This window comes from Henriciella barbarensis, from assembly GCF_003576345.1.
GTDB lineage: Bacteria > Pseudomonadota > Alphaproteobacteria > Caulobacterales > Hyphomonadaceae > Henriciella > Henriciella barbarensis.
In genome coordinates this window covers 1,443,730-1,463,979 of sequence record NZ_QWGB01000005.1, presented here as the reverse complement: position 1 = coordinate 1,463,979, position 20,250 = coordinate 1,443,730, and the positions used below count along the sequence as shown (strand labels likewise).

At 61.5% G+C, this 20,250-nt stretch carries 17 protein-coding genes; 15 read left to right on the top strand and 2 right to left on the bottom strand.

The window, feature by feature from the left end; translation table 11 throughout:
* Positions 1–54: 54 nt before the first annotated feature.
* From D1224_RS10255 to D1224_RS10240, 4 genes are read left to right on the top strand one after another with little or no spacing between them, the layout of a single operon-like run.
* Complete coding sequence (locus D1224_RS10255; RefSeq protein WP_233350479.1) at positions 55–1,932, top strand: TonB-dependent receptor plug domain-containing protein; 1,878 nt, start codon at positions 55–57, stop codon at positions 1,930–1,932.
* Between the two features lie 2 nt (positions 1,933–1,934).
* Positions 1,935–2,783 carry an ABC transporter substrate-binding protein gene (locus D1224_RS10250; protein WP_119379773.1) on the top strand — a complete coding sequence of 283 codons (849 nt, stop codon included), beginning with the start codon at positions 1,935–1,937 and terminating at the stop codon, positions 2,781–2,783.
* Positions 2,780–3,772, top strand: a complete 993-nt coding sequence (locus tag D1224_RS10245; RefSeq protein ID WP_119379772.1) for a FecCD family ABC transporter permease — start codon at positions 2,780–2,782, stop codon at positions 3,770–3,772. Before D1224_RS10250 ends, D1224_RS10245 begins: the two co-directional genes overlap by 4 nt.
* The gene (locus D1224_RS10240) at positions 3,765–4,526 is read left to right on the top strand and encodes an ABC transporter ATP-binding protein (RefSeq protein ID WP_119379771.1); all 762 of its coding nucleotides are present in this window, start codon (positions 3,765–3,767) and stop codon (positions 4,524–4,526) included. The genes D1224_RS10245 and D1224_RS10240 overlap by 8 nt, the downstream gene beginning before the upstream one ends.
* Positions 4,527–4,532: 6 nt before the next feature.
* On the opposite strand, the gene D1224_RS10235 is transcribed toward D1224_RS10240, so the two are convergent.
* Positions 4,533–5,450, bottom strand: a complete 918-nt coding sequence (locus D1224_RS10235) for a fatty acid desaturase family protein (protein WP_119379770.1) — start codon at positions 5,448–5,450, stop codon at positions 4,533–4,535.
* A gap of 60 nt (positions 5,451–5,510) precedes the next feature.
* Between D1224_RS10235 and D1224_RS10230 the strand changes: the two genes are divergently transcribed.
* Positions 5,511–6,323, top strand: a complete 813-nt coding sequence (locus D1224_RS10230) for a hypothetical protein (RefSeq protein ID WP_233350478.1) — start codon at positions 5,511–5,513, stop codon at positions 6,321–6,323.
* 3 nt (positions 6,324–6,326) lie between these two features.
* On the opposite strand, the gene D1224_RS10225 is transcribed toward D1224_RS10230, so the two are convergent.
* A complete protein-coding gene (locus D1224_RS10225) occupies positions 6,327–8,720 on the bottom strand; it encodes a zinc-dependent metalloprotease (protein WP_182482231.1) in 2,394 nt (797 codons plus the stop codon).
* Between the two features lie 146 nt (positions 8,721–8,866).
* Here D1224_RS10225 and D1224_RS10220 point away from each other — a divergent pair, with 146 nt between their 5' ends.
* From D1224_RS10220 to soxZ, 10 genes are all read left to right on the top strand, one after another.
* Entirely contained in the window at positions 8,867–9,616 is a 750-nt protein-coding gene (locus D1224_RS10220; protein ID WP_119379768.1) for an SDR family NAD(P)-dependent oxidoreductase, read from the top strand.
* A gap of 81 nt (positions 9,617–9,697) precedes the next feature.
* Entirely contained in the window at positions 9,698–10,909 is a 1,212-nt protein-coding gene (locus D1224_RS10215) for an NRAMP family divalent metal transporter (RefSeq protein ID WP_119379767.1), read from the top strand.
* A complete protein-coding gene (locus D1224_RS10210) occupies positions 10,906–14,490 on the top strand; it encodes a hydantoinase B/oxoprolinase family protein (RefSeq protein ID WP_119379766.1) in 3,585 nt (1,194 codons plus the stop codon). Before D1224_RS10215 ends, D1224_RS10210 begins: the two co-directional genes overlap by 4 nt.
* A gap of 188 nt (positions 14,491–14,678) precedes the next feature.
* The gene (locus tag D1224_RS10205; RefSeq protein ID WP_119379969.1) at positions 14,679–15,134 is read left to right on the top strand and encodes a (2Fe-2S)-binding protein; all 456 of its coding nucleotides are present in this window, start codon (positions 14,679–14,681) and stop codon (positions 15,132–15,134) included.
* 14 nt (positions 15,135–15,148) lie between these two features.
* Entirely contained in the window at positions 15,149–17,353 is a 2,205-nt protein-coding gene (locus D1224_RS10200) for a xanthine dehydrogenase family protein molybdopterin-binding subunit (RefSeq protein ID WP_119379765.1), read from the top strand.
* Positions 17,350–17,718, top strand: coding sequence for a c-type cytochrome (locus D1224_RS10195; protein ID WP_147372365.1), 369 nt, complete (start codon positions 17,350–17,352; stop codon positions 17,716–17,718). Before D1224_RS10200 ends, D1224_RS10195 begins: the two co-directional genes overlap by 4 nt.
* A complete protein-coding gene (locus D1224_RS10190; RefSeq protein ID WP_119379763.1) occupies positions 17,718–18,992 on the top strand; it encodes an NAD(P)/FAD-dependent oxidoreductase in 1,275 nt (424 codons plus the stop codon). Before D1224_RS10195 ends, D1224_RS10190 begins: the two co-directional genes overlap by 1 nt.
* On the top strand, positions 18,989–19,447 hold the full coding sequence (gene soxX, locus D1224_RS10185) for a sulfur oxidation c-type cytochrome SoxX (protein ID WP_119379762.1): 459 nt from the start codon (positions 18,989–18,991) through the stop codon (positions 19,445–19,447). The genes D1224_RS10190 and soxX overlap by 4 nt, the downstream gene beginning before the upstream one ends.
* Entirely contained in the window at positions 19,444–19,914 is a 471-nt protein-coding gene (locus D1224_RS10180) for a thiosulfate oxidation carrier protein SoxY (protein ID WP_119379761.1), read from the top strand. The genes soxX and D1224_RS10180 overlap by 4 nt, the downstream gene beginning before the upstream one ends.
* Before the next feature lie 12 nt (positions 19,915–19,926).
* On the top strand, positions 19,927–20,247 hold the full coding sequence (soxZ, locus tag D1224_RS10175) for a thiosulfate oxidation carrier complex protein SoxZ (protein ID WP_119379760.1): 321 nt from the start codon (positions 19,927–19,929) through the stop codon (positions 20,245–20,247).
* Positions 20,248–20,250: the final 3 nt, after the last annotated feature.

Here is a 20,250-nt window from a genome sequence, read left to right as displayed (position 1 = left end):
TGCACGTGGTTTCGTATTGTATGCGCGCTGCGGCGCGCCATCGGAGTCGTAACTATGCGTCGACCAATCCTGCTGGCGACTGTCGCCACACTCGCCCTTGCCCCCCTTTCCTTTGCCCAGACCGCTGATGAGCGCCGCCTCGATACCGTCACCGTGTCTGGCCTTCAGCCTGTTGATCCGGCGACGTTGACCGAAGACGTCGCCATCCTGACCGAAGACGACCTTGCCGTGCGCGACACACCTTTCGTTGCGGACCAGCTGCGCGCCGTTCCGGGTGTCGCCATCTCGCGCTCAGGCTCACTCGGCGGGCTAACGCAGGTCCGCATTCGCGGAGCCGAGGCAAACCACACACTCGTCTTTCTCGACGGAATCGAATTCTCGGACCCGGTCACTGGCGAAACCGATTTCGGCCTTCTCTCTGGTCTCGATATCGCCCGTATCGAAGTGCTGCGCGGTGAGCAGTCCTCACTCTATGGCTCTGATGCGATTGGCGGGGTTCTCGCCATTGAGACCTCCGCCCAGCCCGGCTTCAATGCCGAAATTGAGGCTGGGTCGCGCGAAACCGTGAACGGCTCGGCTGGCTTCAACACAGCCTCTGAACACTTCAGTTTTGGCGGCGCTGTGTCCGGCTTCACGACAGAAGGCGTCGACAGTTCTGGCCAGGGCGGCGAAAAGGACGGCTCTGACAGCCTCGCTTTCCTCGCACGCGGCGGAGTGGAGCTTGGCACGGGCTGGAACCTGTCGCTCCTCGCCACCTATCGCGAAGCCGAATCCCAGTTCGACAGCGACACCGATTTCGACGGGCTCCTCAACAATGTCGACCGGACAACCGATAGCGAACAGACCATTATTGGCGCAGCTCTGACAGGCAAGACCGGACAGATCGATCACGTCTTCCGCGCCAATCTCAATGAAGTAGACCGCACCAATCGCGCGGATGGCACTTATACAGACTCCACGGATGGTGAACGCACCAAACTCTCCTGGAGCCCATCTGTCACAATCGGCCAAGGTGACCTGGTCCAGACATTCAGCGCCCTCGTCGACCATGAAAGCGAAGACTATGAGCGCCGCTCAACGGACCTCGCCTTCGGTGATCCGAACCAGAGCCAGAGCTTTGAGACGTTCGGCATTGCGGGCGAGTACCGCCTCACGCTCAACGCCCTGCAGGTGAACGCATCGGCCCGCTTTGACGACAATGACGGCCAGTTCGAAGATGCCGTCACCTGGCGCGCCGGGGCGGCCTATGGCTTCGACTTTGGCGGGCGCCTTCGTGCCTCGGCTGGCAGCGGCGTGAAGAACCCGACCTTCACCGAACTCTTCGGCTTCTACCCCGGCAGCTTCATCGGCAATCCGGACCTTGAGCCTGAAACGTCGACAAGCTGGGAAATCGGCTGGGACCAGGCATGGGAACAGTTCAGCGCGTCGATCACCTATTTCGAAGCCGAACTCGGAGACGAAATCTATACCGCCTTCACCCCGACCTTCATGTCGACCGCCGCCAACCGGGCGGGTGACAGCAAACGCTCTGGCATCGAAATCGGGGCTAAATGGACACCGACCGACCGTCTCGACATTTCAGGGCAGTTCACCTCCATCGACAGCGAAGCCGATAATGGCAGCGACGAAATCCGCGTCCCTGCAGACACAGCCAGCATCGCCGCCAACTGGCGGGTCAACGACAATGGCCTGCGCATCGGGGCAGCGCTGGACTATGTCGGCGAGCAGGATGATTTCGACTTCGGGTCATTCCCATCCCGGCGCGTGACACTGGACGCGTATACGCTGGCATCCCTTACGGCAGAGATACCGGTCACCGAACGCCTCGCCATTACCCTGCGCGGCAGCAACCTCTTCGATGAGCAGGTCACAGACGTCTATGGCTATCGCGGGCCGGGCGCAGGTGCCTTCATCGGACTGAAGCTGAGATAGCAATGATGAGGCTGGCGATCCCCTTTCTGGCCTGTCTCGCCGCTGCCTGCAGCGCGTCCGTTGAGGCGCCCGGCACGCAGTCTGGTGAGCGTCCAATGCGGATTGTCAGCCTCGATTATTGCGCTGACCAGTATGTCCTGAAACTCGCCGATCCGAAGCAGATCCTCGCCATCTCTCCCGGTGGCACCGGTAGCTTTTCCTATATGCGCGAAGCCGCCAGAGACTTCCCGACGGTGCGCGCGGATGCAGAGAGCGTCCTCGTGCTGAAGCCTGACCTCATCGTCCGCTCTTATGGCGGCGGACCGAACGCCGAAGCCTTCTTTGAACAGGCAGGTGTTCCGGTCCTCAACGTCGGCTGGACCTCCACGATCGACGGAGAGAGCTCCACCTCAATTCCGGGCGTCATCCAGCAAATGGCCGACGGCCTCGGCCATAGCGAGCGAGGCGAAGCGCTCATCGCGGAGTTTCGCCAACGACTCGAAGACGTTCAGGCCCGCAGCGGTGAAAAGACCGCGCTCTACATGGCGTCGGGCGGTGTGACCTCCGGCCCGGGCTCCCTCGTGCACGAGATGATCGAGGCGGCCGGTCTAAGCAATTTTCAGGATACCCCCGGCTGGAATCCGATCCCGCTTGAGCGGCTGACACGCGAACAACCTGATATCGTGGTGCCCGCGCAATTTTCTGAACAAGGCGGCTTCACGCCCGATTACTGGAGCGCCGCAAGCCACCCTGTCGCACACCGTCTGCTGCACCGTGGAAACACCGTCACTGTACCGGGTTCCTGGACCGCTTGCGGGGGCTGGTTCCTCATGGACGCCATCGAAACCCTGGCCGATAGTGACGCGTCATGACCGCAAACCGCGCCCTCACCCCCGCGCTTCTAGTCGCTTGTATTATAGCGGTTTTCATCGCCTGCCTGCTCGGCTCAACCCCCATGCCCATCGATCGCGTCCTACTCGCCCTCTTCGGCAGCGGCGACGTCAGCGACCAGATCGTCATCTGGCAAATCCGCCTCCCCCGAGCCCTAGCCGCCTTCGCAACCGGAGCAGCGCTCGGCATCAGTGGGGCGGCGCTGCAGGGGTTGTTGCGCAATCCGCTGGCAGAGCCGGGCGTGCTCGGTGTGTCAGCGTCAGCATCGCTGTTTGCAACGTTCTCGCTCTATTATGGGCTGGTTGCGCTATCGCCTTGGGTCCTGCCAATTGCAGCGATGCTGGGTGCATTGGCAGCGACAGCACTTATCGCGCTGGCAGCCATCAAGACCCGGTCGGTGGTGACCTTGATCCTTGTTGGCGTTGGGATTTCTGCCTTCGCAGGCGCCGCGATGAGCCTTCTCATGAATCTTGCGCCGACGCCCTTCACCCTGTCCGATATGATCAACTGGATGCTCGGCTCCGTCGCCAATCGCAGTTTTCGGGAGCTTGGTTTTGCTGCCCCTTTCATCCTTGGCGGCAGCGCAATTCTGCTGGCCTCACGCCGGGGGCTCTCTGCCCTGACGCTCGGCGAGGAAGCGGCAAGTGGCATCGGCCTTAATCTGCGCAATCAGCGTATCCTGACAGTGCTGGGGGCTGGCATCGCAACCGGCGGGTCAGTGGCGCTTGCCGGCGCCATCGGCTTTGTCGGCATCGTCGCGCCGCATATTGTCCGCCCTTTCGTCGGCCATGATCCAGCGCGCTCCCTCATTCCATCGGCCCTGCTCGCGGGTCTCATCCTGGTACTCGCCGACATAGGCGTGCGCATTCTTCCGACCGTGAATGAGCTGAAGCTGGGCGTCGTCGCTGCGCTTATCGGTGCGCCCGCCTTTATCTGGATTGCGATGGGAAGGCGCGCGATCCATGACTGAACTCGTCGCGGAAAAACTTAGCGTCCATGCAGGCAAGACCGCGCTCGTCGCGCAAGCTGATTTCCGCGTTGGCGCAGGCGAGTTCGTCGCGCTGATCGGCCCCAATGGCGCAGGCAAGACAAGCCTTCTGCGCGCCTCTCTCGGCTTGGAAAAAGCCAACGGTGGATGCGCGAGCATAGACGGTGATAACTGTGCAGAACTCGCCCCGATGCAGCGGGCCCGGCGCGTCGCCTATCTTCCCCAGCAGCGCCCACTCGCATGGCCAAACACCGTCCGCGATGTCGTCGCGCTCGGCCGCTATGCTTATGGAGCAGCGCCGGGACGGCTCGGCAACCAGGATGCAGACGCGGTTGAGCGCGCGCTGATGAAATGCGGACTTAAGGAACTGGCTTCTCGCCACACCGATACGCTATCGGGGGGCGAGTTGGCCCGTGTGCACTTTGCCCGCGCGCTGGCGTCGGACGCCGGACTTCTGGTTGCCGATGAACCTGTCGCCGCGCTCGACCCGCGTCACCAGTTCCGCATTATGGATATCATCCATCAATACGTCGCTGCAGGCGGCGGCGCGCTTGTTGTTCTACACGACATATCGCTGGCTGCCCGCTATGCGAGCCGCATGATCTGGATGAAGGACACCCGCATCATTTGCGACGGCCCGGTCGAGGACACGCTAACCGCAGAGCGGATGGCAGACGTGTTCGGTGTCAGGGCGAAAGTGAATGGCCGGGCGGTCGAGATCGAAGGCGCGGCCTAGGCCTGTCTATTCGGCAGCGACCATGCGCGGTTCATCTGGCCGCACAGCCCGTCGGATCACATCGAAATAATCCTTCGAGATGCAGTCATAGCCATCATAATAGCCGCGTTCGCTGAGCAGCCTGTGCAGGCGGCCGAGCCGATAGGGCGGCACGCTGGCAAGCAGGTGATGCTCCAGGTGATAGTTCACATCGTTCGGCGCCACGATCACACGCTGCCAGAGCGGCGCGACGGTCGTGCCGGTATTAAGCCGCGCATCGAGGCTGGTGCGGTCCAGCGCCGTGCCATGCTCTCCAATCTGACGAAGCCGCACGATCGCCGGGAAAACGAAGAGACGCGCCGCCCACCACATGAGATATGCCCAAGGCGCACCAACCAGTGTCAGTGTGCCAAGCAGCGCGACGTGGAACAACAGCCAGGGGTAATTGCGCGATAGCTTGAATTTTTTGAGGTCATTCATCGTGTCGCGAAAGCCCGTCTGACCGGTGAAGTCACGCATGAATTTGCGCTTCAGGCTCGACTTCGAAACCGGGTAATTCTTCACAAAGCCGATGTCCGGATCGTTTGGCGTGCCCGCAAACTTGTGGTGCTTCAGATGATAGGCCCGGTAGGCCTTCAGCGAGGTGTTCATGGGCGCGCCAGCCAGCCAGTGACCAACGAACTCATCGACTTTGGGGCTTTTGAAGAAAGCATGGTGGGCGCAGTCATGGTTCACGACACCGAGGCCAAGCTGACGTCCACCAAGAAGGATGATGCCCGCCAGGATCGTTACCGGGTTCGGCCAGTTGATCGCGATTGCAAAGGCAAAGACGATCATACCCCAATTGAAGGCAAGACCGCCAAGGGCTCGGAGATCCGATTTCTTCTGAAAGGCTCGCAGCTCACTCTTTGACAGCGCTTGCGAAAGCTTCATTCCCTGTTGCATGAGCGGACTCCTGATGCCTAGCCTTTCTCGTTTGTTACGTTTATAAGCAGCTTCTGTCAAATGTCGTATTATTTTCAGCCTCTCGACAGAAGCAGCATGACGGCCCGCGCCATGGTGCTGTCCCTGCTCGCCAGTCGCCGGAGTGAGCCGGAGACAATTTCGCGCCTGATTCAGGCGGCGAGCCTTTTTGACATTGAGGCATCCACCCTGCGCGTGGCCGTCACCCGGCTGATCAAGGACGGATTGCTCGAAAGTCCATCGCGAGGCCTCTATCAGCCTGGTCCGAAATCACGCTCGCTCGTACGCCGGTTGCAGGATTGGCAGAAAGTGGACAGCAAGATTGTGCACTGGAAGGGCGGCTGGCTGATCGCCCTGACCCAGCATCTCGGACGAACCGACCGAAAGCAGCTCACAGCCCGCGAGCGCGCATTGGGCCTGTCAGGCTATAGACGCACGCCGGAAGGCGTATGGGCACGTCCCGCGAACCTGTCAAAGCCTCTGGATGAGCATCGGCGCGAACTGATCGCTATCGGCGCGGATGAAGATATCCTTCTGCTCCACGCTGATGCGATTGAAATGCCCGATGCGTCAGCCTGGCCAGGTCTCTGGTCCGCCGATGAGCTCGCCGCAACTTATGTCGAGGCGACCCGGGCCATGGAGGACAGCCTCCAGCGGCTCGGCTCTCTTCAACTGCCGGACGCTGCCCGTGAGTCCTTGCTCATCGGGCAGGCCGTCATCCGCCTCATCAACTATGACCCGCTTCTGCCGCCAGAACTGGCAGATCAGAAGGGGTTTCTGAACATGGTCGAAACCATGCGCCGCTATAATGAAGCGGGCCAGAAGAGCTGGCAGGCCTTCTTCGCGACGGGCTGATGCCTAGTCGCAGTGCCAGCAAGTTTCGTAAGGCGTGTAGCCGATTGGCCCGCCCGGCGGCAGCGCCTTGGCCGTCACGGCTGGCGGGTCGATATCGGCCGGTGCATCAAGGAAATCCTCAATCCGGTTGTTAAGCCAGACCGCATGATTATCGCGCTTGCTATCAAGCGCCCGCGAAAGATCACGCAGACCAGCAGCGGCGGACGCCTTGACCGCCGCTGTTGTGTCAGTGGCCGCGAGGTCCATCAGGGCAAAAGCGTAGCGCGCCCGGACCGCCTCCGCGATTGGGCGCGTGCGAGATGAGTTCGGTGTCGCCATGACTGTCTGCTGGATACGGGCGAACATGTCGGCCGCACCGGGATTAGCTGGATCACGGCGGTTGAACTCAACCAGGCGCGCGACACGCCGAGGCTCCAGCAGGATACCGAAAGTCGTCGATGCGGCCGTATCGGCTGCGGCGATGAGGTCGAAAGCGGGGCTCGCCGATCCGGCAAACCGTTCCCGGTCCCAATCAGCGAGCGCGTAGTTCGCCATGCCGGGCGTCAACAGGTTGAGAACCTCATCACTAAGATCAAGACGCGACGGTGACACTGTTTCGAGAAGCACGTCGAGCGCCTCAAGCTGGCGTTCCGGCGAGACGATCTCAGCAGCTGGCTGACCGTCGCCGCGCTGGCCATAATTGAAGTTCATGCCGCCCACGATCTTCGCGGCCGCCGCCGTCTGATACCGATGATATAGATAGATCGGCACAATGACGTCATTGAGGTCGGACAGAGGCTGGCCCTGTTGCACGCGGTCTTCGCCGAAATTCTCCAGCGCGATGCGGCGAATTTCGAGCGCCTCTCGAAGCGCAGCGACAGGATCTGGACCATTGTCCCAGATATTACCAAGCGGATGACCCGTCGACGCGCTGCGCGCATCCTGATCGGCGACATAGATCAGACCATCGGCACGCGCCTCAAGCACGAGCTCATCGCGCTCTTCCTCTGTCAGGTCACCATAGAGCCAGGTCGCTGTGAACTTGTCCCAGCTGCCAATGCCGATGCCATAGACATTGCTGAAATCAAGCGCGCCGCGCCGCACCCGCACATCCGGAGCGGGATAATCCATAACGGAGCCTTTGCCATAGGTGCTTGCCGCAAAGTTATGCTGGAAGCCGAGCGCGTGGCCGATCTCGTGCGCTGACAATTGACGGATACGGGCGAGCGCAAGCTCAACCGGGTCCGTTTCCGAGCCGGTACCCGTGTCGGCCGTGCCTGCAAGACCTTCAAAGATCATCCGGTCCTGTCGCACGCGCAGCGAGCCAAGAATGACATGGCCTTTCAGCATCTCGCCTGTGCGCGGGTCGGAGATGCCACCGCCATATGACCAGCCCCGCGTCTGCCGGTGGACCCATTGAACCACATTGTAGCGAATATCGAGCGGGTGGGCATCCTCTGGCAGGATCTCGACACGGTAGCCATCAGGGTAGCCGGCTGCTGCGAACGCATCGGCCCACCAGCGGGCACCGTCCAGAAGTGCGTCCTGTATCTGCGGCGGGGCGCCACTGTCGATATAAAAAACGATGGGGTCGAGCGTCTCGCCTGCTTCGTTCTTCTGCAGGCGGTAGCGGCGGGCAAGGCGCGTTACAACCGGCTCTGCGAGACCCGCGCTATAATCGAAATGGACCTGATTGATGACACCCGCGCGCGGGTCAGATTTGATGGGGGTGTAGCCTTCTTCAGGCAGACGAACAAAAGAATGATGCTGGACCAGCGTGACGTCGGTCCCGTTCGCCGCCGTGGTTGCAACCTCACGCCCCGGATCGCTGCTCGACAGAGTCAGGAATACGTCGATCTCGACATTGTCCGGAAAGACCAGAATACCATCCGGATCGACCAGCGAGCGGTCCTCTTTCAGACTGAACGTGCCTTGGCCAGCATCCTTCAAATGCTGGACGAGGTTCAGCCGGTCACCTGTCAGAAAGCCGGTCATGTCGAAGGAAACCGAGCCCGCACCCTGAGACGTGATGTCGGCAGCGGCGACGAAGGAGTTTGCGAAGCTCTCAGCCACGGCCCGGGCTTCGAGCGGATTATCAGGGTTTGCCCGATAGGTCTGGTTTTCGACTTCCAGAACGACCTGGTTGCCGATCTTGCGGAAGACGAGGATATCGCCGCTGGAGCCCCAGCCGCGGTCAAGACCTACGGGGTTTGAGCCTAGACCGGCCTTCAGGCGCACCGCGTGGATCATCCGCAACATGACGCCATCTGCTTCGGGTGCGGGCAGCGTGGCAATCGCCTTGTTCTCATCATCGATCACCAGGTCGAAGAAACCGCTGCTCTCGCCTGTCTGCGCGCCTGCTTGGGGCGACAGAAGGAGGAAAAGCGTTGCGAGTAATCCGGTCAAGAACTGGCGCATGGGGCGGTATCCTTCTGGCTGCTGGCTTGACCCTAAAGTCATTGATGAAGGGATGTCGAGCGCCTGCCGCGCGGGAAAGCCCCGCAGTAGATTGTCTTGGGCGAGGCTTCCTGCAACTTTGCCGAAAACACAGGGAGAATGCGATCATGGCGGATCTGGCGAGCAGGCTTTTCGACTTTTCAGGCAAGACAGTCCTGGTGACCGGCGGCAGCCGCGGCCTCGGCTATCAGATGGTCAGGGCCTTTGCAGAACAGGGCGCGGATACGGTGATCGTCAGTCGCAAGCTTGATGCCTGCGAAGCCGTTGCCGAGGAGGTTCGCGCTCTTGGCCGCAAGGCGCTTGCGCTGAGTGCTCATTGCGGAAAATGGGCCGAAATAGATCCGATGATCGAGAAGGCCTATGAGGCGTTCGGTAAGATCGACATCCTGATCAACAATGCTGGCATGAGCCCACGCGCGCCGAGCCATGAGATCGAGGAAAGCCTGTTCGACAGTGTGCTGAACCTCAACTTCAAGGGCCCGTTCCGTATCGGCGCCAAGGTCGGGAAGCGTATGGCGGATGGGGATGGCGGAGTGATCATCAATATCTCGTCGACCGGCGCATTGATGCCGCTGCCTCAGGTGGTGCCCTATAGCGGCGCCAAGGCTGCGCTCAACGCGATGACAGTTTCCTTTGCCCGCGAGTACGGGCCGAAGGTGCGCGTGAACACCATCTCTGCCGGCCCGTTCCTGACCGATATCTCGAAGGCCTGGCCAGAAGAGATGCGTCAGTCGGCTGACAATGCACTTGGCCGCCCCGGCAAACCGGAAGAGATCGTTACCGCTGCACTCTGTCTTGCGAGCGATGCATCAAGCTTCACAACCGGCACCATTCTGCGCGTCGATGGCGGCAGCTAGACCCTAGCCGGTCCTCCAGCCCATATCGACAAATCAGGCCGCTCCGTGCAGGCTCTCCACAATGACGCTGCGGGGCACGACATGAAGCTATCCATTGGGCCAGGCGCCCTCGTCGCAGCGGCCTTTATCGGCCCGGGCACGGTGACCGCCTGCACTGTTGCGGGGGCGAGTTTCGGACATGCGCTTGTCTGGGCTCTCGTCTTCGCGACACTCGCCACCATCGCGCTGCAGGACATGGCAGCGCGTCTTGGCGCAGGCGCCCGGCGCGGTCTCGGCGAAGCGCTGATGGCAAGCGTCAGCGGCCCCATCGGCAAGGCTGGCGCGGTCATCCTCGTGCTGCTTGCCATCGGTGTCGGCAATGCCGCCTATGAAGGCGGCAATCTCGCTGGCGGCGTCATGGGGCTCGAGGCGCTGCTTGGTGAGGGCACGCGGCGCCTGCTCGTTGCTGGTCTTGCGATCGTTGCGGCGGGCGTTCTGCTGATCGGGGCCTACAAGCCGATTGAGCGCATCCTGATCGGGCTCGTCCTCCTGATGAGCCTCGCCTTCATCATCTCTGCCATTCTCGTGCGCCCGGATCTTTCGACTTTTGCGGCAGGTCTTGTGCCATCCATACCGGACGGCGCGCAGCTCACCGCCGTCGCGCTGATCGGCACGACCATCGTGCCCTACAACCTGTTCCTGCATGCGGCAGCGGCGCGCAACCACTGGACCGACGCTAGCAAGCTCAGCGAGGCGCGGCGCGATTCAGCAATCTCCATCGGGCTCGGCGGACTTGTCTCCATCCTGATCCTGTCGACAGCGGCAGGCAGCCTGTTCGTGGCAGGCATGGAGGTGAGCAATGCTCGCGATATGGCGATTGCCCTTGAGCCGGCGTTCGGCCCAGCGGCGCGCTATCTCGTTGGCATTGGCCTCTTCGCAGCGGGCCTCACCTCAGCGATCACCGCGCCCATGGCGACCGCCTATGCGATCACCGAGATGTTTCCCGCCAAATCGGAAGGCGGACAGACCAGACGCTTCCGCGCCATCGCGCTGACAATTGTCGCCATCGGCGCGGCTATCTCACTGCTCGGGATTGATGCGGTTTCCCTGATTGTGACAGCGCAAGCGGCCAATGGGCTGCTCCTGCCGCTTATCGCGATCTTTCTTCTCTATGTGATGAACCGCAAGGCCCTGCTGGGCGAGAGCGTGAACGGGCTCGCGGCCAATATTGCGGGCGGGCTGGTCATCCTTATCACGCTCATGATTGGTCTTCGCGGTATCTGGAGAGCGCTAAGCACGGTGATTGGCGCATGAGCGGCTGGCAGTTCTGGATCGATCGGGGCGGGACATTCACCGACATCGTCGCTCGGACGCCGGAGGGGCGCTACGAGCTTTCAAAACTGCTCAGCGAAAACCCCGGCGTCTATGAAGATGCGGCGATTGAAGGCATCCGGCGCGCGCTCGATGCCCCGGCCGGAGAGCCGTTGCCCTTCCACCAGATTGACCAGGTGCGTATGGGCACGACTGTCGCCACCAACGCGCTGCTTGAGAGGAAGGGCGCGCCCACACTCTTTGTCGTAAATGAGGGGTTCGGCGACCTGCTCATCATTGGCCGCCAGTCGCGCCCGCGCCTGTTCGACCTCCATATAAAGCGCCCTGCACCGCTCAATAATGACGTGCTCGAAGTGGCTGCCCGCATTGATCTGGACGGCGAATTTCTGAAACCGCTGGACGAAGCCGTCATTGTTTCGGACCTGTCAGCGGCGCGCAGTCGGGGTCTTGAGACTTGCGCAGTCTCGTTGCTCCACGCCTGGAAGCATCCAGACCTTGAAAAACAGGTTGGCGCACTCGCCCGGAAAGCTGGGTTCAAGACCGTCGCGCTAAGTCACGAAGCCGACCCTCTGGCCGGCTATGTCGCGCGCGCTGCCACTGCAGTGGCAGATGCTTATCTCACCCCGGTCCTGCAGCGTTATGTGGAGCAGGTCGCCAGCCGTCTCGGGGAGACCTCCCTCCACTTCATGCAGTCGAATGGCGGCCTGATGGAAGCGAGCCGGTTCCGGGGGCGCGATGCGGTCCTGTCAGGTCCCGCTGGCGGCGTGGTTGGGGCAGCCAAGACAGCTGCCCTGCTCGGCCATAACCGCATCATCGGCTTCGACATGGGCGGCACATCCACAGATATCTCGGTCTATGACGGTCAGTTCGAGCGCGTCACAGAAACCGAAGTCGCGGGCGCCCCGCTGCGGGTACCCATGATGGATATCCATACCGTCGCCGCTGGCGGTGGATCCGTCCTTCGCTTCGATCAGGGCCAGCTCCAGGCCGGCCCGCAAAGCGCCGGCGCGGATCCGGGGCCAACCGCCTATAGGCGAGGCGGGCCTCTTACTGTCACCGACGCAAACATTCTGCTCGGCCGCATTCAGCCAAGCGCGTTTCCACCCGTCTTCGGGCCGGAGCAGGATCAGCCCCTTGACCTCGATGCCGTGCGCACCGGTTTCGATCAGATGGCGCGCGAGGTTGAGGCAGAGACGGGGCTCGCCCGGTCTGCGGAAGAACTCGCAGCCGGTTTCCTGCAAATCGCGGTCGCAAACATGGCCCGAGCGATACGCAAGGTGACGCTGGAAAAAGGCCGCGACCCTGCCGACTTTGCGCTTCAGGCGTTCGGCGGCGCTGGCGGCCAGCATGCCTGTCTCGTCGCTGATGAGCTCGACATACAGACCGTCATTATCCACCCGCTGGCAGGCGTGCTGTCAGCGCTTGGCATCGGCTTGTCAGATGAGATCGATATCGCGCGCACCTCAGTCGAAGAAACGCTCGACGACCAGGCGACCGAAGACGCGCTGGGGCGGATTCAACACCTCAAAAGACAACAACGCGAAAGACTAGGCGCAGACAATCTCACATGGCGTATCAGCGCAGCCGTTCGATATGCCGGGACAGATACAAGCCTGCGCGTGGAATTTGGCGACCTGGCTACGATGCGGAAAGATTTCGAGCGGCTGCACGAAGCACGCTTTGGCTTCAGAACCCCCGATCGCACTTTGGTTCTGGAGTCGCTTTCCTGCGAAGCACGTAGAGCGGCACCAGACTTCGAAAGCAAGCCGTTCGCAGGCAAGAGAGAAGCCGCTCAAGACCAGGAGGTCGAGCTGTGGAGCCGCGGCGAGGTCGTAGTTGCACCGCTGATAGACAGATCCAGCCTCGCACCGGGCAGCAACATCGTCGGCCCCGCCCTTATCACTGAAGACACTGGCACCACCGTCATAGATGCGGGCTGGTCAGCGCGCGTTGCCGAAGGCGGCGAACTGGTCATGCAGCGCGTCGGCGCCGCCCGACGTGAACTGGTCAAAGCAACCGATACGCCGGACCCTGTGCTCCTCTCGCTGTTCAACAATATGTTCATGGCGATTGCTGAGCGGATGGGCGCAGTGCTGCGGGACACAGCAACCAGCGTGAACATCAAGGAGAGACTCGATTTCTCCTGCGCGGTGTTCGACGACCAAGGTCGCCTCCTCGCCAACGCGCCTCACATGCCCGTGCACCTCGGCGCGATGGGTGAGAGTGTCCGCACCGTTCTGGAGAGCCGTGGCGCAACGCTCAAGCCGGGCGACATGATCTGCCTTAACAACCCCTTCAATGGTGGTACCCACCTGCCCGACATCACGGTGATCGCGCCGGTGTTCGACAAGGGTGGAAAGAACATTTGGTTTTTTGTCGCCAATCGCGGTCATCATGCAGATATTGGCGGGCTGACACCCGGCTCGACCCCGGCACGCGCCACGAAACTGGAACAGGAAGGCGTCGTCATTGATGACTTCCTGCTGCTCAGCGAAGGTGAGTTTCGCGAGGATGCCTTGCGCCGGATGCTAGCCGATGCGCCATGGCCGGCCCGCAAACCAGATCAGAACGTCGCTGACCTCCGCGCCCAGATGGCGGCAAATATCGCAGGTTCCAAAGACCTGCTCGCCATGATTGAGCGGTATGGCCGGGCAGGCGTGACTTCTTATGCAGGCCACGTCCTCGACAATGCCGAAGAAAGCGTGCGGAGAGTCATCGACCGGCTGAGCGATGGCGAGATGCAGATCGCGATGGACGACGGCCTGTCGCTCTGCGTGTCGATCAAGGTCGACAGGGAGGCTCGTTCAGCCACCATAGATTTCAGCGGCACGGGTCCACAGCGCCCCGGCAACTTCAACGCGCCGCCGGTGGTTTGCCGTTCTGCGGTCCTTTATGCGTTCCGCTGCCTCGTGGAGGATGAGCTGCCACTTAATGAGGGCTGCATGCGGCCGCTGGAACTTGTGATCCCCGAAGGCTCCTTCCTCTCGCCATCGCATGGCGCAGCTGTCGTGGCAGGCAATACGGAAGTCAGCCAGGCGGTCTGTAATGTAATCTTCGGCGCAATGGGCGTCAGCGCAGCCGCGCAGGGGACGATGAATAATCTGCTCTTCGGCAATGATGACTATCAGTATTACGAGACGATCTGCGGTGGCAGCGGGGCGGGCCCCGGTTTTGACGGAACGTCCGGCGTTCATACCCACATGACCAACACCCGCATCACTGACCCTGAGGTCATGGAGATGACCTATCCCCTCCGATTAGAGCGCTTCTCACTTCGCGGTGGTTCAGGCGGTGCAGGCAAGCAAACCGGCGGAGACGGCGTGGTACGCACCATACGTGCGCTCTCGAACACCGTCTGCACGCTCGTCTCATCCTCCCGTCAAACCGGTCCATTCGGTCTTGAAGGCGGTGGGGACGCCAACTGCGGACGCCAATGGATTGTTCGCGCCGATGGGCGCCGGGAAGGTATCGACGGCGTCGTGACTATAGAGATGGACATCGGCGACACAATCACGATCGAGACGCCCGGCGGTGGCGGCTACGGCGCGCTCAAGCAGAGTTGATCGATTTTTTTGGCCAAATCTCTGGCTGCCTCGCGCCAAGCAGACTAGTCTGATCAATGTTAAGGCCCGGATGAGGGGGGCCGCAGCCGCACCAATGAGGGCCATGCCTGAATTGCCGGCTCGCGCGCCCAGCAAGCGAACAACGCTTGATGCCGGTGCCTTTCGCAATGCGAGAGGAGGATCAGCGCATGGCAGAACTCAAGGTCAACGGGCAGACGGTAAACGTCGACGCAGAAGAGAACACGCCGCTTCTCTGGGTGCTGCGCGAACATCTAGGCCTCACCGGTGCCAAGTATGGATGTGGCATCGCCCAGTGCGGCACATGCACCATCCACATTGATGGCCAGCCAGTCCGCTCTTGCACCTACCCGGTTGGCGCGCTCTCCGGCGAAGAGGACATCACTACGATTGAGGGTCTCTCCGAAGATGGCAGCCATCCGGTCCAGCAGGCCTGGGTAGAGCTGGACATCCCACAATGCGGTTACTGCCAGCCCGGCATGATCATGGCCGTGGCAGGCCTGCTCAACAACACACCCGACCCGACCGATGAGGATATCGACGCGCAGGTCACGAATATCTGCCGCTGCGGGACGCTCGCACGGGTGCGTAAGGGCATCCACCTCGCCAAGACGAAAAAAGCCTGAGGGAGGGCTGACACATGGCTGATACGATCAAGCTCTCGCGCCGCAATTTCATCATCGGCACCGGCGCCGCCGGTCTGACCATCGGCATTCTGGCGTCGTGTTCAAACAATAGCGAGGACAGCGCCGCGCCAGACCAGGCCGCAAATGCCGAACCTAATCCGGAAGTGAATGCCTGGGTGCACATTGCGCCCGACGACACAGTCACAATCCGGATTGCCCGCTCTGAAATGGGGCAAGGCACGCTGACGGGTCTCGCCCAACTCGTTGCAGACGAGCTCGACTGCGACTGGGACAAGGTCACCACCGAATATCCGACGCCGGGTGAGAACCTCGCCCGTGACCGGGTCTGGCGTGACTTTTCCACCGGCGGCTCGCGCGGCATCCGTGGCAGCGTGGATTATGTCCGCGAAGGCGGTGCCGTTGCGCGGGCCATGCTCATTCAGGCCGCTGCCAACCAGTGGGAAGTCCCGGTCGGCGAATGTTCGGTCGAAAAAGGCGTCATTACCCACGGCCCTAGCGGCAATAAGCTGCGCTATGGCGAAGTGGCAGAAGCGGCCAGTGGTCTGACGCCGCCAACGGGCGTGCAGGTGAAAGACCCGTCCGATTGGAAGATCATCGGCCAGCCGGTCAAACGGCTAGATACCGCTGACAAGGTTACAGGCGCGCAGAAGTATGGCGCAGACCTACAGCTCGACGGCATGCTCAACGCCGCGATCAAGCAGGCCCCGAAACGTGGCGGCACGCTCGCTTCTTTCGATGCAGACGCCGTCATGTCCATGCCGGGCGTACGCAAGGTCTTGCAGGTCGATGATACAGCGGTCGCCGTTGTCGCAGACAGGTGGTGGCAGGCCAAGACCGCACTCGATGCGCTGCCCATCGAATGGAATGATGGCGAAGGCGCGGACTATTCCAGCGCCAGCTTCGAAACGGAGCTGGACAACGCGCTTACTGCTGACGACGCCGCCGTCGCCAATATGAGCGGCGAAGTCGATGCAGCGTTCGCCAATGCCGCCCAGACGATTGAAGCCACTTATCGCGTGCCGCATCAGAACCATGCCTGTATGGAGCCGATGAACGCCACGGCCATCTGGACCGAGGACAAGTGCGAAGTCTGGTGCCCGACACAGAATGGCGAGGCCGCACTTGGCGCAGCCTCAGAAGCAGCTGGCCTGCCGATTGAGCAGTGTGACGTCTACAAGCTGCTGCTCGGCGGGGGTTTCGGGCGCCGCGGCATGAGCGACTATGTCAGCCAGGTCGTGAAGATCGCCAAGCAGATGCCCGGCACGCCGATCAAGCTCCTCTGGTCGCGCGAAGAAGACATGCAGCATGGCTTCTATCATCCGACAACGCGGGCACGCTGTGAAGGCGCGCTGGACGCTGATGGCAATCTGACCGCAATCAAGATCCGCATTGCTGGCCAGTCGATCCTTGCCGGTCTGATGCCACAGGCATTGCAGAACGGCACAGACCCGTTTGCCTTTCAGGGCCTCCTGCCAAGCGGCGTTGATGAGCGCGTCGAAGACCAGACCCTGAAATACACTTTCCCGGCGCTAAAGTTCGATCACGCCATGCGCAATCCGCCGGTGCGTCCGGGCTTCTGGCGGGGGGTGAACGCGAACCAGAATGCGATCTACCTCGAATGCTTTATGGACGAGCTTGCTCATGCTGCTGGAAAGGACCCGCTGGAGTTCCGTCTGACCTATATGGGCGACGCGCCGCAGCTGGCGGGAGTTCTGCGTGCCGCAGCTGAAAAGTCGGGCTGGGGTAATGATGACGGCAAGTCCCGCGGCCTTTGCGCTTTCTACTCGTTCGGCGCTTATACTGCCGCGTGCGCTGAAGTGACGGTCGACGATGCCGGTCAGCTGAAGATACACCGGATCGTCGCTGCGACAGACCCTGGCTATGCCGTCAATCCGCAGCAGGTCGATGCGCAGGTCGCTGGCTCCTTCGTGTACGGTCTTTCAGCCGCCCTCTTCGAAGAAATTACCTTCGAAAATGGTGAAGTGCAGGAGAAGAATTTCGACACCTACAATTCCATGCGCCTGCGGGACATGCCGGAAGTCGAAACGATCGTCATGCCGTCGGGCGGATTCTGGGGCGGTGTCGGGGAGCCGACCATCGCCGTGGCCGCGCCAGCCGTCCTGAACGCGATCTATGCAGCGACCGGCAAGCGGATCCGAAACCTGCCAATCAAGGATCAGAGTCTGAGGGACGCGTGAGCCCGAAAGCTCTGAAATCAATTTCTATCGCCGCCACCAGTGCGGCGATGGCCCTTCTGGTTGCCGGGTGTAGCGCCGGGGACACGACGTCCGGGACATCCGCGCAGACGGCTGAAACGACGCCAGTTGATGACCAGAGGCTGAGGGGACAATCGCTCGCGCTTACCTGCTCTGGCTGTCATGGCGGCGGAGGGGCTGCCGTCCCGGACTATCGGCACCTCGACCGCGACCTGCTGGAGGCACGCCTGCTCGCCTATAGGGAGGACGCCAATGGCAAGACCGTCATGCACCGTCTTATGAGGGGCTATGACGAGGCCGACATATCTGCAGTCGCCGCCTATCTCACAACACCGGGGGACGGGTGATGACCGGGGCGCCGAAACGAAGAGACGTCCTCGCCGGGCTCGCGGGCACTGCTGCGTTGCCCCTGCTTTCATCGCCCGCGCTGGCTCAATCTCAGCCTAGAATTGTGATCGTCGGCGGCGGCTTTGGCGGAGCGGCGGCCGCCCGTTATGTGAAAACCTATCTGCCCGGCGCATCGGTGACACTGATAGAGCCGCAGGCGCGCTACACTGCCTGCCCGTTCAGCAACCTCGTCATCGCTGGCCTTCGCAGTCTGGAGGCCCAGCAGTTCGGGTATGACAATCTCAAGGCCATCGGTATCAAGGTCATTGGCGACCGGGCGGAGGACGTAGACGCGGGCGCCCGCACCGTCACGCTCGGCTCCGGCGACAGGCTCGCATACGACAAGCTCATCCTCTCACCCGGCATCGATATCCGCTGGGACGCTCTGGAGGGCTATGATGAGGATGCCGCGACCGCCATGCCGCATGCCTGGAAGGCCGGGCCGCAGACCTCGCTTCTGCGTGAGCAGCTGGAAGCGATGCCCGATGGCGGCACCGTCATCATGTCAGTTCCAACAGCGCCCTATCGCTGCCCGCCGGGGCCCTATGAGCGCGCCAGCCTGATTGCGCACTACTTCAAGACGCGGAAGCCAGCCTCGAAACTGATCATCCTCGACGCCAAGGATGAGTTTTCCAAGCAACCACTCTTCCTTGAGGCATGGGCCGAACACTACCCGGATCACCTTGAATGGATCGGCGCGAGCGACTTCGGGCGCGTGATTTCGGTCGATCCCGGCGCCATGACGCTTTCAACCGATTTCGACACCTATGAGGCCGATGTCGCCAATGTCATTCCACCGCAGAAGGCAGGCGAGATCGCCGCGCGTGCTGGCGTTGCGGACCAGACGGGCTGGTGCCCGATCAACCCGGTCGACTTTTCCTCCACGCTGCAGCCAGGCATCTACGTGATCGGCGACGCGACGATTGCCGCGCCAATGCCGAAATCAGCCTTCTCAGCCAATCTCCAAGCCAAGCTTTGCGCCCTACAGATTGCGCGGGAACTGAAGGGCGAAGCGCTCGCGCCGACCATCCTCGCCAATACCTGCTATTCCTATGTGACGCCGGATGCGGCTGTCTCGATCACGGGCGTCTACAGCAATAAAGACGGACAGCTTTCCAGCATTGAGAGCTCTGGCGGCCTTAGCCCTGCCGACCCAGCGCCCAGCGTCCGCGCCGCTGAAGCAGCCGAGGCCGAAGCATGGTTCGAGCAGATCACGCTGCAGACCTTTGGATGATACGGGGGCTTCCTGTCCTTGCGATGGCGCTCCTCGCTGGATGCGGCAGCGAAGTGACTTCGCGGTTCGCAACACCTGTAGAGATAACAGGTGACGGTATCGCTGCCCCGCTTCTGGGTCTGCAAGGCGATCCGGAGCGTGGCAAAGCGGTGTTCGCAGAGCGCGAACAAGGCCACTGCGTGCTCTGCCACGCCGTTGAAGGTCTGGATGCAGAATTCCAGGGTAATGTCGGCCCTGCGCTGACTGGTGTAGGTGCCCGGTTGAGCGATGGTCAGATAAGGCTTCGCATCGCCGACGCGCAGTCCCTCTGGCCAGACACGCTCATGCCATCATATTATAGAGCAGGCGGGCTGAACCAGGTCGCCCCTGCCTATGCGGGTGAGCCCGCACTTACGGCCCAACAGATCGAGGACCTCGTTGCCTACCTCGGACAGCTCGACGGTGAACGCACATGAAGACCCTTAGCAGACAAACATCCTTCGCAAGGCGCAGCTTTCTCCAGCTTGGTGCCGCAGGTCTGGCAGCAACCGCGCTACCGCTTCGGGCTGCCGCCGACGCAGTAGACGCCGATGCTGCTATCCGCGAAATTTTTGGCGACAAACCACTCAATGAAGGGCGCGTTACCGTCAAACTTCCGCCCATCGCAGAGAATGGCAACTCGGTCGCCATCACCGTTGCTGCAGAAAGCCTGATGTCGCCTGACGACTATGTGCGCCGCATCGCGATCATTTCGCCTCGCAACCCGATCGCTGAAGTCGCGGTCTTCAAGCTCAGCCCGCATGCGGGCAAGGCAGAGGTATCCACCCGCATCCGGATGGCGGGCACACAGCGGATTCGCGCCGTTGCAGAAATGAGCGACGGCACACTCTGGCATGGCTCGGCAAGTACGGTGGTCACGCTGGCTGCTTGCCTGATCGGATAGGAGGGCTCTCTCATGGCAACGATACGAATTGCTGCGCCAGACACCGCAAGTGCTGGAGAGGTTATTGAGCTAAAAGCCCTCATCCAGCATCCGATGGAGACAGGCTATCGCAGCGGCCCCGACGGCAAACGAATCGAGCGCGACATCATCGAGAAATTCGAAGTCACTTATGACGGCGAAACGGTATTCGAAGCAGACCTCCGACCCGGTATCGCAGCCAACCCGATTTTCACCTTCTACACCCGTGCCACCACCTCGGGACCGATTGTCTTCAAATGGACAGATCAGGACGGCGAGAGCTGGTCGGAGACTCACGAACTCACAGTGGAATGAAGG

Excerpts from the sequence above, each read along its gene's own strand:
- D1224_RS10205 (WP_119379969.1), top strand. The coding sequence starts at position 14,679 with ATGGCAGAACTCAAGGTCAACGGGCAGACGGTAAACGTCGACGCAGAA.
- D1224_RS10180 (WP_119379761.1), top strand. The coding sequence starts at position 19,444 with ATGAAGACCCTTAGCAGACAAACATCCTTCGCAAGGCGCAGCTTTCTC.
- D1224_RS10235 (WP_119379770.1), bottom strand. The coding sequence starts at position 5,450 with ATGCAACAGGGAATGAAGCTTTCGCAAGCGCTGTCAAAGAGTGAGCTG.
- D1224_RS10240 (WP_119379771.1), top strand. The coding sequence starts at position 3,765 with ATGACTGAACTCGTCGCGGAAAAACTTAGCGTCCATGCAGGCAAGACC.
- D1224_RS10215 (WP_119379767.1), top strand. The coding sequence starts at position 9,698 with ATGAAGCTATCCATTGGGCCAGGCGCCCTCGTCGCAGCGGCCTTTATC.
- D1224_RS10245 (WP_119379772.1), top strand. The coding sequence starts at position 2,780 with ATGACCGCAAACCGCGCCCTCACCCCCGCGCTTCTAGTCGCTTGTATT.
- D1224_RS10250 (WP_119379773.1), top strand. The coding sequence starts at position 1,935 with ATGATGAGGCTGGCGATCCCCTTTCTGGCCTGTCTCGCCGCTGCCTGC.
- D1224_RS10255 (WP_233350479.1), top strand. The coding sequence starts at position 55 with ATGCGTCGACCAATCCTGCTGGCGACTGTCGCCACACTCGCCCTTGCC.
- D1224_RS10200 (WP_119379765.1), top strand. The coding sequence starts at position 15,149 with ATGGCTGATACGATCAAGCTCTCGCGCCGCAATTTCATCATCGGCACC.
- soxX (WP_119379762.1), top strand. The coding sequence starts at position 18,989 with ATGATACGGGGGCTTCCTGTCCTTGCGATGGCGCTCCTCGCTGGATGC.
- soxZ (WP_119379760.1), top strand. The coding sequence starts at position 19,927 with ATGGCAACGATACGAATTGCTGCGCCAGACACCGCAAGTGCTGGAGAG.
- D1224_RS10225 (WP_182482231.1), bottom strand. The coding sequence starts at position 8,720 with ATGCGCCAGTTCTTGACCGGATTACTCGCAACGCTTTTCCTCCTTCTG.
- D1224_RS10230 (WP_233350478.1), top strand. The coding sequence starts at position 5,511 with ATGTCGTATTATTTTCAGCCTCTCGACAGAAGCAGCATGACGGCCCGC.
- D1224_RS10190 (WP_119379763.1), top strand. The coding sequence starts at position 17,718 with ATGACCGGGGCGCCGAAACGAAGAGACGTCCTCGCCGGGCTCGCGGGC.
- D1224_RS10210 (WP_119379766.1), top strand. The coding sequence starts at position 10,906 with ATGAGCGGCTGGCAGTTCTGGATCGATCGGGGCGGGACATTCACCGAC.
- D1224_RS10220 (WP_119379768.1), top strand. The coding sequence starts at position 8,867 with ATGGCGGATCTGGCGAGCAGGCTTTTCGACTTTTCAGGCAAGACAGTC.